The organism is Geothrix oryzae (assembly GCF_030295385.1).
GTDB classification, from domain to species: domain Bacteria; phylum Acidobacteriota; class Holophagae; order Holophagales; family Holophagaceae; genus Geothrix; species Geothrix oryzae.
Genome location: NZ_AP027079.1, coordinates 818,546 through 832,582, shown reverse-complemented (window position 1 = coordinate 832,582; position 14,037 = coordinate 818,546). Strand labels below are relative to the sequence as shown.

Below are 14,037 nucleotides of genomic sequence, written 5' to 3'. Positions count from 1 at the left end.
ATGAAGCCTATTCTTAATTGCATGGTGAAACACCTATTCTTTGGAGGTCACATGCGACACCCCTTCCGCGTCCTTCTCGCGTCCCTCGCCCTCGCGGCTCTGCCCGCCCTGGCCCAGGATGTCTACAAGATCGACCCCGTCCACAGCGAAGTCAGCTTCAAGGTCGGCCACCTTCTGGCCAAGACCAGCGGCCGCTTCACGAAGTTCAACGGGACCATCAAGGTGGACTCCGCGAACATCAGCAAGTCCAGCGTCGAGGTCACCATCGACTCCGCCAGCATCACCACGGACAATGAGGCCCGCGACAAGCACCTCAAGTCCCCCGACTTCTTCGATGTCGAGAAGTTCCCCACCGTCACCTTCAAGAGCACCTCCGTGAAGGAAGTGGCCAAGGGCAAGCTGGAGGTCACCGGCGACTTCACCATGCACGGGGTCACCAAGCGCATCACCTTCCCCATCACCAATGCTGGAACCCAGCCCGGCATGCAGCCCGGCAGCGTGGTGGCCGGCTTCGTGGACGGCGCCCTCAGCCTCAACCGCAGCGAGTTCGGCATCAAGACCTTCCCCGGCGTCGTCGGCGAGACGGTCGCCATCAGCCTGAATGTCGAAGCCGGCAAGGTTTCCGCTTCCGCCAAGAAGTAAGGCCTGAACCGCGGCCATCCGGGGCCGCCACCGACTCCTCCTGGAGGCCGTCCCCACGGCCTTCGGGAGGTCGGCGGCTTCGGACCTCGGCCCCTGACGGAGATCTCATGTCCTCCCCCGCTCCTTCTCCTGTTCCTTCGCTGGGCCCCCTCCAGCTGGACCCGGTTTCCGGCCTGTCCTACCGCCTGCGGTTGCCCTCACCTGCCCGGCCCAAGGCGCTCGTGGTGCTCCTGCACGGGGTGGGCGGCCGGGAGACGGACCTGGCCGACCTGGCGGAGGGGGTGGACACCGAGTCGTTGGTGGTCCTGGTCCGGGGAGGGCTCCAGCTCGGACCCGACCAGTACGGATGGTTCCGCGTGACCTTCACGGCCGAAGGTCCGAAGATCACCGTCGCCGAGGCCGAAGCCAGCCGCCACGCGCTCATCCGGTTCGTCGACCGCATGCAGTCCATCCACGGCGTCGAGGCCCGCCAGACCGTCATCGGCGGGTTCAGCCAGGGCGGCATCATGAGCGCCGGCGTGGCCCTCAGCGCCCCGGAGCGGCTGGGCGGCTTCGCCATCCTTTCCGGCCGCATCCTGCCGGAGCTCGAACCCCGCATCGCCGGCCGGGAGTGGCTGGGGCACCTGCGCGGCTTCATCGGCCACGGCGAACGGGACCGGACCCTGCCGGTGGCCTGGGCCCAGCGGGCCGATCAGTGGCTGGACGACCTGGGCATCCCCCACATCACCCGCCTCTACCCGGTGGACCACCGGCTGAGTCCGGAGATGCGGGCCGATGTCCTCGCCTGGATCGAAGGCCTCGCCGGAGCGGCCTGAATCCAGAGGGGCGGCCCGTCTGGCCCGGGCCCTCCCGCGTGGAGAGCCTCTAAACGAACCCCACGAAGGCAGCGTATGGTAGGGGACATCCCCATCGGAGGAGGACCCGCATGTACCTGCCCCAGCGCCTTTCCGCGCTCCCGCCCCTGTTGTGCCTGAGCCTGGCCGCCCAGACGGCTCCGAACGGGGGCAAAGCCCCCGCGCCGGCGCCCGCCGCCGCACCGGCCCCCGGGGCCCTGAAGCCCTTCGCGGATGTCGTGAAGGAGGCCAAGGAGCACAAGGGGCTCTTCACGCTCTGGACGAAGGACGACAAGGTCTGGATCGAGGTGAAGCCCGAGCAGCTGGACATGCCCTTCTTCTTCGCGGTCAGCAGCACCCGGGGCACCGGCGAGCGCGGCATCTACGGCGGCATGATGGATGACAGCCACCTGGTGAGCTTCCGCCGCGTGGGGAACAGCCTCCAGCTCCTGGCCAAGAACACGACCTTCACCGCGCCCGAGGGCTCGCCGGCGGCCCGGGCCGTGGCGGAGGGCTTCAGCGACAGCCTGCTGTCCAGCGCCCCGGTGCTGAGCCAACCCCACCCCGAGCGGAAATCCTTCCTGGTGGAGGCCAACGCCCTGCTGCTGAAGGACATCCCCATGGGGGCCACGCGGCTGGAAGCCACCTACCGCCAACCCTACGGGTTCGACCCTTCCAACAGCTTCTTCGAGAAGGTCCGCAGCAGCGAGGACCAGGCCGCCTTCCGGGTCCAGGCCCACTACGCGCTCTCGCGCATCATGCTGCCGCCCATCCAGATGCCCGGGGCGCCCCCCATGCCCTTCGTGCCGCCTCCGGGCACGCTGGAGGACATCCGCAGTCTGTTCCTCGGCTGGCACTTCTCCTTCGCGAAGCTGCCGGAGCAGCCCATGGCTCCCCGCCTCGCCGATGACCGGCTGGGCTACTTCGCCACCACGCGCTGGGACTTCGGCGACGACACGCGGGTGGATCCCAAGGTGCACTACATCCACCGCTGGCGCCTGGAGAAGAAGGATCCCGCAGCCGCCCTCTCCGAACCCAAGCAGCCCATCGTGTTCTGGCTGGACCGGAACATTCCGGAGAAATACCGGCCGGCCATCACCCAAGGCGTGCTGGCCTGGAATCAGGCCTTCGAAGAGCAGGGCTTCAAGAACGCCGTCCAGGTCAAGGTCCAGCCCGCCGATGCGGATTGGGATACCCACGACGCCCGCCACGCCTCCCTGCGCTGGCTCACGGGCACCGACATCGGCTTCGCCATCGGACCCAGCCAGGTGGATCCCCGCACCGGAGAGATCCTGGACGCCGACATCGGCATCGGGGAAGTCTGGGCCCGCGGCAGCCGCACGGAGGCCCGGGAGACCCTGCCACCCAAGGCCCAGGACGCCTTCCTGTCCCGGCACGACCACAGCCTGTGCACCTATGCGGCGGAAGCCCACCAGGAAATGGGGTTCGCCCTCGATCTGCTGGAAACCCGCGGCGAGATCACCCCCGGCAGCCCCGAGGAGGACGCCTATGTGGCCGCGGTGCTCAAGGATGTGATCACCCATGAGGTGGGCCACACGCTCGGCCTGCGCCACAACTTCCGGGCTTCGACGATCTACTCCATGGAGCAGATCTCGAATCCGGAATTCACCAAGACCCACGGCCTGACGGGCTCCGTCATGGACTACAACGCGCTGAACCTGGCGCTCAAGGGCCAGCGCCAGGGCGAGTATGTGATGAGCACCCTGGGGCCCTACGATCATTGGGTCATCGAGTACGGCTACAAGCCCCTGGCGGCTTCGGAAGAAAAGGGGGCCCTGGCCAAGATCGCCGCCCGCAGCTCCGAGCCCCAGCTGGCGTACGGTACGGACGAGGAGGCTCTCGGCTTCATGGGGCTCGAGGGCATGGATCCTGAAGTGAACCGCCGGGATCTGGGCTCCGATCCGCTGGCCTTCTACCAGAAGCGCCTGAGCCTCTCGAAGGAGCTCTGGGAGCGCCTGCAGGCCAGGACCTTCCAGGATGGCGAGGAATACCAGCCCCTGCGCCGCGGCCTGCTGCGGGCCCTGGGGCAGGTGGGACTCTCGGCCAACCTGAGCGCCAAGTACATCGGCGGCGTGGTGCACCTGCGCGACCACGCGGGCACGGGCCGGGCCCCCATCACGCCGGTCCCCGCCACCCGCCAGCGCCAGGCCCTGAAGCTGCTGGAGACCGGCATCTTCTCCGTCGATGCCTTCCGCTTCAAGCCCGAGTTCCTCTCCCGCCTCACCACCGACCGGTTCGGCGGGCCGCTGAACGCGGATCCCTCGCCCGCCCAGTGGGTGCTGCGGACCCAGACCCAGGTGCTGGCCCAGCTGTTCCAGCCCGCCGTGGCCCAGCGGATTCTGGATGCGCCGGACAAGCTGACGAATCCCAAGGAGGCCTTCCGCCTGTCGGAACTCTATGACGCCCTGCAGGGCGCCATCTGGACGGAGCTGAAGAGCGGGCGCGAGGTCTCGGTCATGCGGCGCAACCTGCAGCGGGAGCACCTGCGGCAGCTGAGCGCCCAGGTGCTACGGGCCAACCCCCTCACGCCCGCCGACGCGCGGGCCCTGGCCCGGGAGGCGCTGCGCGCCCTGCAGCCTTCGCTCAAGGCCGCTCCGGCCAAAACGGGCTTCAGCAAGGAGACCAAGGCGCACTTCGCCGACTGCCTCGCCATCGTCGACGAGAGCCTGAAGGCCAGCCTGCAGCGCCTGACGCTCTGATCCAGCACCGGGAAGCAGGTCCGACGCCCCGGGGGTCCTCCTCCGGGGCGTCGTTTCGTTGACTCCGGTCTAGAACCTCCGCCCGATGCCCAGCCACGCATTGGGCCCCGTGGAATCCGTGTCGGCCCGGACGGTGCCCGGTGTCAGGGCGCCGCTCGCGGCGACATCGTGCTTCAGGCGGGCCCAGGAATAGCTCACGCCGACCTCGGCGTACCAGGTGCGCCGATTCGAGAAGTAGACATCGACGCCCGCACCGACCGTGAACATGGGGAACCAGCCGCTGTTGTCGACCTGGATCAGGGTCTCGTCCAGGAAGTCGTTGCGCAGCGTCAGGAGGGTCCGGTCCTTCTCGTAGGCCAGACCGATCCCCGCCTGGAGGAAGGGGATCCAGCGGCCGTTCCCCCCCAGGGGCCGGAACTGGGCCAGGGCCAGGAGATCCGCGTAGATCGTGTACTTCTGCTCGAAGGCGAGCGTGGCGGGACCGGCGGGCGTGTCCAGGGTGGTCGCCCCGTCGATCTTCCCGCGGGAGTAGTCCAGCTCGAGGCCCACTTTCCAGCGCGGATTCAGGTCGCGGAAGGCCTGCACGCCGAGGTTGAGGTTCGCCACATCGTCCCAGGTCTTGAAGGAGGAGCCCAGGGCCGCGTTGACCTCCTTGATCTGGCGGTTGGTCTCCGTCTGCTTGGGCCAGCTCTGCTGGAGATAGACGGTCATGGACCAGGGCGTTGCCGCCTCCTGGGCCCGGGCCGGGGCGCCGGCCAGGAGAAGGCCCGCGGCGAGCAGACCGGAAGCGGGTAGGCGGAGACCTGCGGAACGCATCGTCATGGCAGCACCGGAAAGGTTGCCCCAGGGATAGTCCTGCCGCCCTGCGGTGTCAACGCGAAAAGATGATCCCCGGGTGTTCTTGACAGTGCCGGTCCACCGCGCCGACCCTGATCCATGCCCCTCTTCTCCCGTCCCGATGGCGATCTGATCCGCGGCGAGGCCCCGGTGCGGCGCATCATGCCCTACCTCATGCGGGGCCGGAACGAGAGCTGCGTCTACCAGGAGTCCCTCTACCGCATCGCCGCCGCGCGCGTCTGGCTCAAGGCGTACAACCGCGTCCACCACCCCCGGGCCACGCTCTTCCATCTGGTGGCCTACGCCACCGCCGTGGCGCTGGAGACCCGGCCGCGCCTGAACCGCTTCGTCTCGGGGGGACGGCTCTATCAGCGGCGGGGCGTGTCGATATCCTTCGTCGCCAAGAAGGCCTTCACGGATGAGGCCCCCGGGGCCACCGTGAAGCTGGCGGCCTTCGAGGGCGAGAGTTTCACGGCCTTCTCCGCCCGCATCTCCACCCAGGTGGAGGAGGCCCGGGAGACGGACCGGGCCGTGGACAAGGAAGTCGCCCTGATCATGCGGCTACCCGGCCCGGTGGTGCGCCTGCTGGTGGGGCTCGCCCGAGGGCTGGATCACTGGAACCTCTACCCGGGCTTCATGATCCGCGACGACCCCATGTACGCGAGCATCTTCCTGGCCAACCTCGGTTCCGTGGGCGTCTCCGATGTCTTCCACCACCTCTACGAGTACGGCACCGTCTCCATTTTCGGCGCCGTCTCCGCCCCGCGCCGCGCGACCTTCGCGACCCGGGACGGCGTGAGCGCGGAGGAGGCCCTTTCCGTGCGCTGGACCTTCGACGAGCGCATCGACGATGCCTTTTCCTGCGCCCGGGCCCTCGTCCTCGTCCAGAAGGTCCTCGAGGATCCCGGCCGATGGCTGGGGCCGCCGGAGGGAACGCCCGCATGGCTGGGGACGGAAGCGGAGGCGCAGGAGCCATGAGGGCCGGGGCAGCCTCGGCCCTGCGGCCCTCGGAGCGCCTCACGGTCCTGGTGCTGACCATCCTGTTGGCGCTGACGCTCCTGGCGCGGCCCGACGGCTGGCTGCTCCGGGCCTTCACCTTCGCCGGGCTGCTCGTGCTCAGTCTGGGACTCGGCCGGGCCCGGAGGCAGGCCGTCCACCTCCTGCGGGACTTCGTTCCGGTGCTGGTGGTGCTCCTCGTCTTCCTGCTGCTCCAGCCGCTGGTGGTGGCCGTGAATGATCACCGCTGGGATGCCACGCTCGCCGCCCTGGACCAGCGCTGGTTCGGATCGCTCGCGGTGGCCTGGCGGGGGGCTTTCGGCCGGCCCGCGGCCTTCACGGATCTGGTCTACCTCGCCTACGCCAGCTTCTACTTCCTGCCCCTGTCGGTGGGGGTGCTGGCCCGCGTCCGCCTCGGCCCGGCGCGGTTCGAGCGGGTGGCGTTTGCGATCCTCCTCGGGTTCTACCTCTCGTTCCTGGGTTATTTCCTGTGGCCTGCGGAAGGCCCCCGGGTGCCGGAGGCCCTGGCCCCGGTCCAGCTGGGCGGTGGGGCGATCTCCCAGGCCGTCCGTGCCTTCCTGCGCGGCGCGGAAGCCACCACGCTGGATGCGTTCCCCAGCGGCCACACGGCGCTTTCGGTGCTGCCCGCCCTCCTGGCCACGCGATGCTTTCCCCGCCTCGCGGCCCTGTTCTGGGTCTGGGCCGGCGCCATCGTGTTCGCCACCGTCTACATCGGCGTCCACTACCTCACGGATGTGGCGGCGGGCCTGGTGCTGGCGGGGCTGACCCTGGCCCTGGCACCGCTCCTCTCGCGCGGGCTCAGCGCTCCAGAATGAAGGTCACAGGCCCATCGTTGAGAAGCTCGACCTCCATGTGCTCCTGGAAGAAGCCCGATTTCACGGCTGGATGCTGGACCTTGAGCAGGTCCAGGAATTTCCGGAAGAGCACCCGGGCCGCGTCGGGGCTCATGGCCGCGTCGAAGGAGGGGCGCCGGCCCTTGGCGATGCTGCCCGCCAGGGTGAACTGGCTGATGGCGAGGATCTCACCGCCCACTTCCTGAAGGCCGAGGTTCATCTTCCCGTCGCCGTCCTCAAAGATGCGCAGGGAGGCGATCTTGGCGGCGGCCCAGGCGCAGGTCTCCTCCGTGTCGCCGGCTTCGAGGCCCACCAGCACCAGCAGGCCGGGACCGATGGTCGCCTCCAGGTCCCCGGATCGTACCGAGGCCCGCGTCACGCGCTGGATGACTGCCTTCATCGAGGGCCTCCGCTTCGACTCTGCCAGATCCGAAGGCCGAAGCCGCATCGCCCCGGCAATAATCGCCCCTCCCGAAAGGGGCCCGTTGAAGTCTAAAATAATGAACATCGACAAGTTAAGCGATGTGAGTTGACCAGACGGCCGCTCCCCGGAGCGACCCGGCAGGGAAGGCGGATCCGTGGAATCAGAACAGGTGTGGTGGGCAGGTTATCCCGCGGGCGTGGGACGCGAGGCCCAGCCCTTTCCCTTCGAGAATCTGGGCCAGCTCGTGCGCACGGCGGCGGCCCGCTACGGCGACCGGAAGGCCGAGACCATCGTCCTCCCCAACGGCATGGAGGCCTCCCTCAGCTTCAGGGAGGTCGATCGCCTCTCGGACGCCTTCGCGGCCTACCTGCGGCACGGCCTCCAGCTTCAGGCGGGCGCCCGCATCGCCATCCTGCTGCCCAACTCCCTGGCCTATCCCGTGTGCGCCTTCGGCGCCCTCAAGGCCGGATGCGTGGTCGTCAACACCAACCCCCTCTACACGCCCCGCGAGCTGGAGCTCCAGCTCCAGGACAGCGGCGCCGAGGTGCTGGTGGTGCTCGACCACTTCGGCGACAAGGTGGCCGCCGTCGTTCCCAGGACCCAGGTGAAGACCATCGTGGTGACGGGCATCGCCGACTTCTTCCCCCTGTTCACCCGCACCCTCATCCAGGCCAAGCTCAAGCTCTCGGGCCAGATTCCCGCCCTGGGCCTGCCGTTCACGCGCCTGCCCCGGGCCCTGCACCAGGGCGCCCTGTACCTGGCCAAGGAACACCTCCTTCCCGATGCGGTGGAACACCCGGGCCCCACGCGCGCAAGCCTCGCCCTGCTCCAGTACACCGGGGGCACCACGGGCACCAGCAAGGGCGCCATGCTGAGCCACGGCAACCTGCTGGCCAACCTCGAGCAGATCGCGGAGATCACCAAGGTCTACCTCACCCACGGGGAGGAGACTGTGCTGACGGTGCTGCCGATGTACCATGTCATCGCCTTCACCATCAACCTGTGCTTCGGCTTCCACACCGGCAGCCACAACATCCTGGTGCCCAATCCGCGCCCCCTCAAGAACCTGCACCCGGCCTTCAAGAACCACGAGATCACCTGGATGACGGCGGTGAACACGCTGCTCAAGGCGCTTCCCGACGAAAGCTGGTTCCAGCCGGCCATGACCCGGAAGATGCTGGGCGCCTTCGCCGGGGGCATGCAGACCCATCCGGCGGTGCTCCAGCGCTGGGAGGCCTTCACGGGCTGCCTGGTGATCGAGGGCTTCGGCCTCAGCGAGACCAGCCCGCTGGTCACCTACAACGCCGCCATCCGCGAGGGGAAGCGCCTCCGCCGCACCATGGCGCAGGTGGGCGGGGTGGGGCTGCCCTTGCCCGGCACCGAAGTCCGCATTGTGGATGACGAAGGGCTTCCGGTGGCGACCGGCAGCCACGGCGAGATCGTGGTGCGCGGCCCCCAGGTCATGCAGGGCTACTGGAACCAGCCCGACGAGACCGCCAGGACGCTGCGCGGCGGCTGGCTGCACACGGGCGACATCGGCCGCTTCGACGCCGAGGGCTACCTGGAGATCACGGACCGCAAGAAGGACATGATCATCGTCAGCGGCTTCAATGTGTTCCCCAACGAGGTGGAGGCCTGCATCGCCCTGCATCCCGATGTGGCGGATGTGGCGGTGGTCGGCGTTCCCGACGAGGGCACCGGCGAGGCCGTGCGCGCCTTCGTCGTCTCCCGGAAGGACCTCAGCGTCGACGAGATCCGCGCCCACTGCCGGACCCTCCTGGCCAACTACAAGGTGCCGACCCGCTTCAGCTTCCTGGCCGAGATCCCCAAGAACGCCGTGGGCAAAGCCCTCCGCCGCGAACTGCGCGCCGCCGCCGGCGCCGAAGGATGAGCCCCGACTAGGCCTTCAGACGGGTTTCAGGCTCCTGAGCAGGGCCAGTTTGCTGTCGTAGCGGGATTGCGCTTCGGGGAGGGACCACTTCCGCGCCTTCTCCAGGGCCTTGATGGCATCCTTCGTCTGCCCCTGGGCCAGGCTCACCCGGGCCTGGATCAGGTAGAACTCGGGTTCCCGGGGCAGGAGCTTGATGGCCTGCTTGATGCGCTTCTCCGCCTCGCTCCATTGCTCATCGGCCAGCGCCTCCTCGGCCAGGAAGGCGTTGAAGAAGGGGTCGCGCTTGCGGATCTCCAGACCCCGCTCCCGGAAGCGGCGGGCTTCCTCATCCCGGCCCTGGGCGCGCATGAGGTTCTCCATGTTCCCGCAGGGCGCGCCGTCCCGAGGATCGACCTCCAGGGCCTTCCGGAACGAGACCTCCGCCTCCTTGTCCTGATCCTTGGCCCGCTGGACGACCCCCAGGATGTTCCAACCCACGCCGAGGCCGGGGTCCACCTCGATCGAGTGGTGGGCGTAGTGCAGGGCCTCATCCGGCTTGCCTTCGGCCAGCAGCTCCACGGCGCGGTTGCTGTGGAAGAGGGCCACCACCCGCTTGGGTTCGAGGGATGCGATGAGCTGGGAATCCCGGCGGACTTCCGGCAGGAAGTCGGCGACGAGCTCCTGGCCGATGGTGCCGGTCGGTACTACGGCCACCACATGGCGTTCGTAGCGGACGGTGGTGCCCACCCGCCGCCAGCGGCTGACCCGGAGCGATTCGCCGTAGCGGGCCTCGAGACCGATGGAGCGGCAGGCTGCCACATAGAGCGCGGTCAGGGTGAGGCAGTTCGCCTTGCGGTCCCGCCAGGCCTCAAGTGGCGTCCGCGTGTAGGCATTGTCGTAGACGATCCCCAGTCCACCCTCCTCCGGCGGAGCGAAGAAGGCCTTGAGCAGGGCCGAGACCTTCGCCGAGACCCCCATCTGGCCGATGGTGTGCTGGCGGGCGAAGGTCTGCAGCTCCGGAGGCGCCTCGAAGGGGTCCTCCCCGCCGACCAGCAACGCGGCTCCCAGCAGGAGGGACAGAATTCGCAGGCGCACAGGGACCTCCCGGCACAACATAGGTCTACGGACAGGAAATTCAACGGGTTATGAGATGCTGATGAGCTCGGAGGGATTATGCCGAATCCAAGCGCCGTCGTGTGTGCCTATTCCAGTGTGGGGACCGCCGCGCTCGAGGGGCTGCTCGAGGCCGGCATCGAGGTGAAGGCCCTGTACACCTATGTTCAGGGCCCCGACGAGCTGTGGTTCACGCCTCCCGCGGCCGTGGCCCGGGCCCAGGGCATTCCCGTCCACCTGGCCCCGGCCTTCAATGAAGAGGGCGTCTTCGAGTCCATCCGCGCGCTCCACCCCGATTTCCTGTTCAGCTTCTACTTCCGGGAGATGATCCAGGCCCGGTTCCTCGAGCTGCCGCGGCTGGGCGCCTACAACCTGCACGGCAGCCTCCTGCCGAAGTACCGGGGCCGGGCCCCGCTCAACTGGGTGTTGGTGAAGGGCGAGACGGAAACCGGCATCACCCTCCACGCCATGACCCCCAAGCCCGACGACGGCCACATCGTGGCCCAGGCCCGCCTGCCCATCGACTGGGACGAGACCGCCCTCAGCCTCACCTTGAAGGCCGCGGACGCCGGGCGGGACTTGGTGCGCGACGCCATTCCCGGATTGGTGGACGGGAGCATTGCCCGCCTCGATCAGAAGACCCTTGGCCCCTCCACCTACTTCGGAGGGCGCAAGCCCGCGGATTCCAGGCTGGCCTTCACCATGGGCGTGCAGGAGGCCTTCAACCAGATCCGCGCCGTGGCCGACCCCTGGCCCAACGCCTTCCTCGAAACAGGCCGCGGCACCGTCAAGGTGGCCTGGGCCCTGCCCAGCCACGAGTCCTGCCCCGCAGGCCACTTCCGCCTGACGCGGGATGGCGTGCTGGTGGGCTTCGCCGATGGCGCCCTCAGCCTCCGCACCCTCCGGATGGACGGCCTGCGCGTGGAGCGGCCCACCGAACAGGCGGAGTTGCTCCGGGACCTGGGCCTTCCGGAAGCCTGATCCCAACCTGGGCTATGACCCGGGCGATGACCCGCGTCACGCGGCATTCGCCGGGGTTGCGGCTTCTGGATATCCTGTCGGCCCCACCCCTCAGGAGCCTTCATGCGCAGCGTGATCACCGGAACCGGCGTCGGCCTGCCCGCCCATATCGTCACCAACGCCGCCCTGGCCGGGATCATGGACACCTCGGACGAGTGGATCCGCACCCGCAGCGGCATCCAGGAGCGCCGCTACGCGGAATCGGGTCAGGGCTCCACCGATCTCGGGGCGCTGGCCGCCCGGGCCGCCATCGCCAAGGCGGGCCTGGGCGCCGAGGACATCGACGCCGTCATCTTCGCCACCATGACGCCGGACCACCTCCTTCCGGGCAACGGCCCGCTGCTGCAGACGGCGCTGGGCCTCCGCACCACCCTGCCCACCTTCGACCTCCGGCAGCAGTGCAGCGGCTTCCTCTATGGCCTGGAACTGGCCGACCTCCTCATCCAGAGCGGCCGGTACCGCCACATCCTCCTGGTGGGCGCCGAGGTGCACACGGCCTTCATGCCCTGGCACCTGGGCTGGGACACCCTGATCGGCCAGTCCACCCGGGAAGTCACCGCTGCCGAAAAGGCCGAGAACACCGCCAGCCGGGACCGCACCGTCCTCTTCGGAGATGGCGCCGGGGCGGTGGTGATCGAGGCCCGGGAGGGCCACGCCGGACTCCTGAAGACCCGGCTCTTCACCGATGGCACCGGCGCGGGCGTGCTCACCATGACGGGGGTCAGCTTCAAGCGGCGTCCCTTCGTGAGCCTCGAGCAGATCCAGGCCGGCGAGACCATCCCCGTCATGTCCGGCAAGGAGGTCTTCAAGGCCGCCGTGACCCTCATGCCGCAGGCGGTGCGCCAGGTCTGCGCCGAGGCCGGGGTGGCTGTGGAGTCCCTGGATCTGGTGCTGGTCCACCAGGCCAACCTCCGCATCATCGAAGGCGTGCAGAAAGCCCTGGGCCTGCCGCCGGAGCGGGTGCCCCACAACATCGAGCGCTACGGCAACACCACCGCCGCCACCCTGCCCATCCTCTTCCACGAGTGCCAGGAGGACGGACGGATCCAGCCCGGCATGAAGGTGGCCTTCACCGCGCTGGGATCCGGCCTGCACTGGGGGGCGGCGCTCTACCAGGCCTGATTGCACGCGCACCGGGCCAGGGCTAGAATCCTGGAAACTCCGGAGTCCCCATGCGTTTCCGCCCCCTGGCCCTCGGCGCCGCCTTGGCGCTGATCCCCGTCCTTGTCCTGTCCGCCGGCACCCCGAAATCCCGCAAGCATTCGGGCGGCCCCGTGAAGTCCGCCGGGGAAGCCAAGGCCATCGCCGAGCGGGAGACGGGCGGCAAGGCCGTTCATGCCCGGCGCATCCCCCTGAACGGCGCTTCCGGCGGCTGGGAAGTGGATCTGCGGATGCCGAATGAGGACCGCGGGTGGCGCTGCATCATCGACTCGGACACGCACATGGTCCACAGCAAGGCGCGCATCGACCAGCCAGGGGCCAGATCCAAGGCGGACGGTCCGGTGCGCATGGTCAAGGGGAGCCGCTGAAGGGGGCTCCCCGGCCCGCGGCGACCGTTCGCCGGTTTTTCCCGCTCGGGGCCCTGCCCTGCTTGACAGTCCGGCCTAGAATCGTACCTGTGGCCGATGCCGCGAGGAGAACGACACATGGGTCTGATGGACTGGGGCAAAGCCCAATTCCTGGACATTCTTGAGTGGCTTGACGATTCCAGCGACACGCTGGCTTGGCGCTTCCCCATGCGGGGCCAGGAGATCCAGAACGGCGGCAAGCTCGTCGTGCGGGAAAGCCAGGAGGCCGTCTTCGTCAACGAGGGCCAGCTGGCGGATGTGTTCAAGCCCGGCACGCACAACCTCACCACCCAGAACCTGCCCATCCTCGCCACGCTGAAGGGCTGGAAGTACGGCTTCGAGAGCCCCTTCAAGAGCGATGTCTACTTCATCTCCACCAAGCTCTACAACGACCTGAAGTGGGGTACCTCGAACCCGATCATGATGCGCGACGCCGACTTCGGCATGCTGCGCATCCGGGCCTTCGGCATCTACTCCATCAAGGTGGTGGACAGCGGCACCTTCCTCAAGCAGCTGGTGGGCACCAACGGCGTCTACACCGTGCCCGACATCAGCGAGCAGCTCCGCAAGACCATCATGAGCCGCTTCACGGATACCCTCGGCGAATCCAAGATTCCCGCCCTGGACCTGGCCGCGAAATACGACGAGATCTCCGACCTGGTGAAGCAGAAGCTCCAGGACGAGTTCAAGACCATGGGCCTGGAGCTGTCCAAGTTCTTCGTGGAGAACATCAGCCTTCCCGAGGAAGTGGAAGCCATGATGGACAAGCGCACCGGCGTGGGCATGATGGCCCCCGTCATGGGCGCCTACACGCAGATGCAGGTGGCCGACAGCATCCCCCTGGCCGCCCAGAACCCCGGCGGCGTCGCCGGCATGGGCATGGGCGTGGGCCTGGGCTTCGGCATGGGCAACATGATGGGCCAGCAGATGACCGGCGCCGCCCAGCAGATGGGCCAGCAGGGTTTCCCGGCGGGCAATGCTCCCGCGGCCCCCGCGGCGCCCATGGCCCCCGCGAAGTCCCTGAAGGAGGAACTCACCGAGCTCAAGGAGCTCTTCGACGGCCAGCTCATCACCCAGGCCGAGTACGACACCCAGCGCGCCGCGGTCATGAAGAAGTTCGGCATGGGGAATTGAGGCCGTTCCCAAGGCCCGTTCTTCCC

General features: G+C 68.3%; 13 protein-coding genes. 10 read left to right on the top strand and 3 right to left on the bottom strand.

Annotated features, from left to right (window positions below):
* The first annotated feature begins 51 nt into the window (after positions 1-51).
* From QUD34_RS03810 to QUD34_RS03800, 3 genes are all read left to right on the top strand, one after another.
* A complete protein-coding gene (locus QUD34_RS03810; protein WP_286355272.1) occupies positions 52-642 on the top strand; it encodes a YceI family protein in 591 nt (196 codons plus the stop codon).
* Positions 643-749: 107 nt separating this feature from the next.
* Positions 750-1,457: an alpha/beta hydrolase gene (locus QUD34_RS03805; protein ID WP_286355271.1), complete on the top strand. Its 708-nt coding sequence runs from the start codon at positions 750-752 to the stop codon at positions 1,455-1,457.
* Between the two features lie 110 nt (positions 1,458-1,567).
* A complete protein-coding gene (locus QUD34_RS03800; RefSeq protein ID WP_286355270.1) occupies positions 1,568-4,195 on the top strand; it encodes a zinc-dependent metalloprotease in 2,628 nt (875 codons plus the stop codon).
* 69 nt (positions 4,196-4,264) lie between these two features.
* Here the strand turns inward: QUD34_RS03800 and QUD34_RS03795 are convergent, their stop codons facing one another.
* Positions 4,265-5,017: an outer membrane protein gene (locus QUD34_RS03795; RefSeq protein WP_286355269.1), complete on the bottom strand. Its 753-nt coding sequence runs from the start codon at positions 5,015-5,017 to the stop codon at positions 4,265-4,267.
* Positions 5,018-5,131: 114 nt separating this feature from the next.
* Between QUD34_RS03795 and QUD34_RS03790 the strand changes: the two genes are divergently transcribed.
* Entirely contained in the window at positions 5,132-6,010 is an 879-nt protein-coding gene (locus QUD34_RS03790; protein ID WP_286355268.1) for a 2-oxo acid dehydrogenase subunit E2, read from the top strand.
* The gene (locus QUD34_RS03785; protein WP_286355267.1) at positions 6,007-6,864 is read left to right on the top strand and encodes a phosphatase PAP2 family protein; all 858 of its coding nucleotides are present in this window, start codon (positions 6,007-6,009) and stop codon (positions 6,862-6,864) included. Before QUD34_RS03790 ends, QUD34_RS03785 begins: the two co-directional genes overlap by 4 nt.
* On the opposite strand, the gene dtd is transcribed toward QUD34_RS03785, so the two are convergent.
* Positions 6,848-7,282: a D-aminoacyl-tRNA deacylase gene (gene dtd, locus QUD34_RS03780; RefSeq protein WP_286355266.1), complete on the bottom strand. Its 435-nt coding sequence runs from the start codon at positions 7,280-7,282 to the stop codon at positions 6,848-6,850. The genes QUD34_RS03785 and dtd overlap by 17 nt on opposite strands.
* A gap of 178 nt (positions 7,283-7,460) precedes the next feature.
* Here dtd and QUD34_RS03775 point away from each other — a divergent pair, with 178 nt between their 5' ends.
* Positions 7,461-9,197, top strand: coding sequence for an AMP-binding protein (locus QUD34_RS03775; protein ID WP_286355265.1), 1,737 nt, complete (start codon positions 7,461-7,463; stop codon positions 9,195-9,197).
* 15 nt (positions 9,198-9,212) lie between these two features.
* Here QUD34_RS03775 and QUD34_RS03770 read toward each other — a convergent pair whose 3' ends face one another.
* Entirely contained in the window at positions 9,213-10,271 is a 1,059-nt protein-coding gene (locus QUD34_RS03770) for a tetratricopeptide repeat protein (RefSeq protein ID WP_286355264.1), read from the bottom strand.
* Between the two features lie 78 nt (positions 10,272-10,349).
* Here QUD34_RS03770 and QUD34_RS03765 point away from each other — a divergent pair, with 78 nt between their 5' ends.
* The 4 genes from QUD34_RS03765 to QUD34_RS03750 all read left to right on the top strand — a co-directional run bounded on the left by QUD34_RS03765 (position 10,350) and on the right by QUD34_RS03750 (position 14,011).
* Complete coding sequence (locus QUD34_RS03765) at positions 10,350-11,270, top strand: formyltransferase family protein (protein ID WP_286355263.1); 921 nt, start codon at positions 10,350-10,352, stop codon at positions 11,268-11,270.
* A gap of 102 nt (positions 11,271-11,372) precedes the next feature.
* A complete protein-coding gene (locus tag QUD34_RS03760) occupies positions 11,373-12,431 on the top strand; it encodes a 3-oxoacyl-ACP synthase III family protein (RefSeq protein WP_286355262.1) in 1,059 nt (352 codons plus the stop codon).
* Between the two features lie 50 nt (positions 12,432-12,481).
* Positions 12,482-12,838, top strand: a complete 357-nt coding sequence (locus QUD34_RS03755) for a hypothetical protein (protein ID WP_286355261.1) — start codon at positions 12,482-12,484, stop codon at positions 12,836-12,838.
* A gap of 117 nt (positions 12,839-12,955) precedes the next feature.
* Positions 12,956-14,011, top strand: coding sequence for an SPFH domain-containing protein (locus QUD34_RS03750; RefSeq protein ID WP_286355260.1), 1,056 nt, complete (start codon positions 12,956-12,958; stop codon positions 14,009-14,011).
* The last annotated feature ends 26 nt before the right edge of the window (positions 14,012-14,037 follow it).

Bases quoted from the DNA above. Each gene is read 5' to 3' on its own strand.
- QUD34_RS03810 (WP_286355272.1), top strand. From the start codon at position 52: ATGCGACACCCCTTCCGCGTCCTTCTCGCGTCCCTCGCCCTCGCGGCT.
- QUD34_RS03800 (WP_286355270.1), top strand. From the start codon at position 1,568: ATGTACCTGCCCCAGCGCCTTTCCGCGCTCCCGCCCCTGTTGTGCCTG.
- QUD34_RS03760 (WP_286355262.1), top strand. From the start codon at position 11,373: ATGCGCAGCGTGATCACCGGAACCGGCGTCGGCCTGCCCGCCCATATC.
- QUD34_RS03765 (WP_286355263.1), top strand. From the start codon at position 10,350: ATGCCGAATCCAAGCGCCGTCGTGTGTGCCTATTCCAGTGTGGGGACC.
- QUD34_RS03790 (WP_286355268.1), top strand. From the start codon at position 5,132: ATGCCCCTCTTCTCCCGTCCCGATGGCGATCTGATCCGCGGCGAGGCC.
- QUD34_RS03755 (WP_286355261.1), top strand. From the start codon at position 12,482: ATGCGTTTCCGCCCCCTGGCCCTCGGCGCCGCCTTGGCGCTGATCCCC.
- QUD34_RS03805 (WP_286355271.1), top strand. From the start codon at position 750: ATGTCCTCCCCCGCTCCTTCTCCTGTTCCTTCGCTGGGCCCCCTCCAG.
- QUD34_RS03795 (WP_286355269.1), bottom strand. From the start codon at position 5,017: ATGACGATGCGTTCCGCAGGTCTCCGCCTACCCGCTTCCGGTCTGCTC.
- QUD34_RS03785 (WP_286355267.1), top strand. From the start codon at position 6,007: ATGAGGGCCGGGGCAGCCTCGGCCCTGCGGCCCTCGGAGCGCCTCACG.
- QUD34_RS03750 (WP_286355260.1), top strand. From the start codon at position 12,956: ATGGGTCTGATGGACTGGGGCAAAGCCCAATTCCTGGACATTCTTGAG.
- dtd (WP_286355266.1), bottom strand. From the start codon at position 7,282: ATGAAGGCAGTCATCCAGCGCGTGACGCGGGCCTCGGTACGATCCGGG.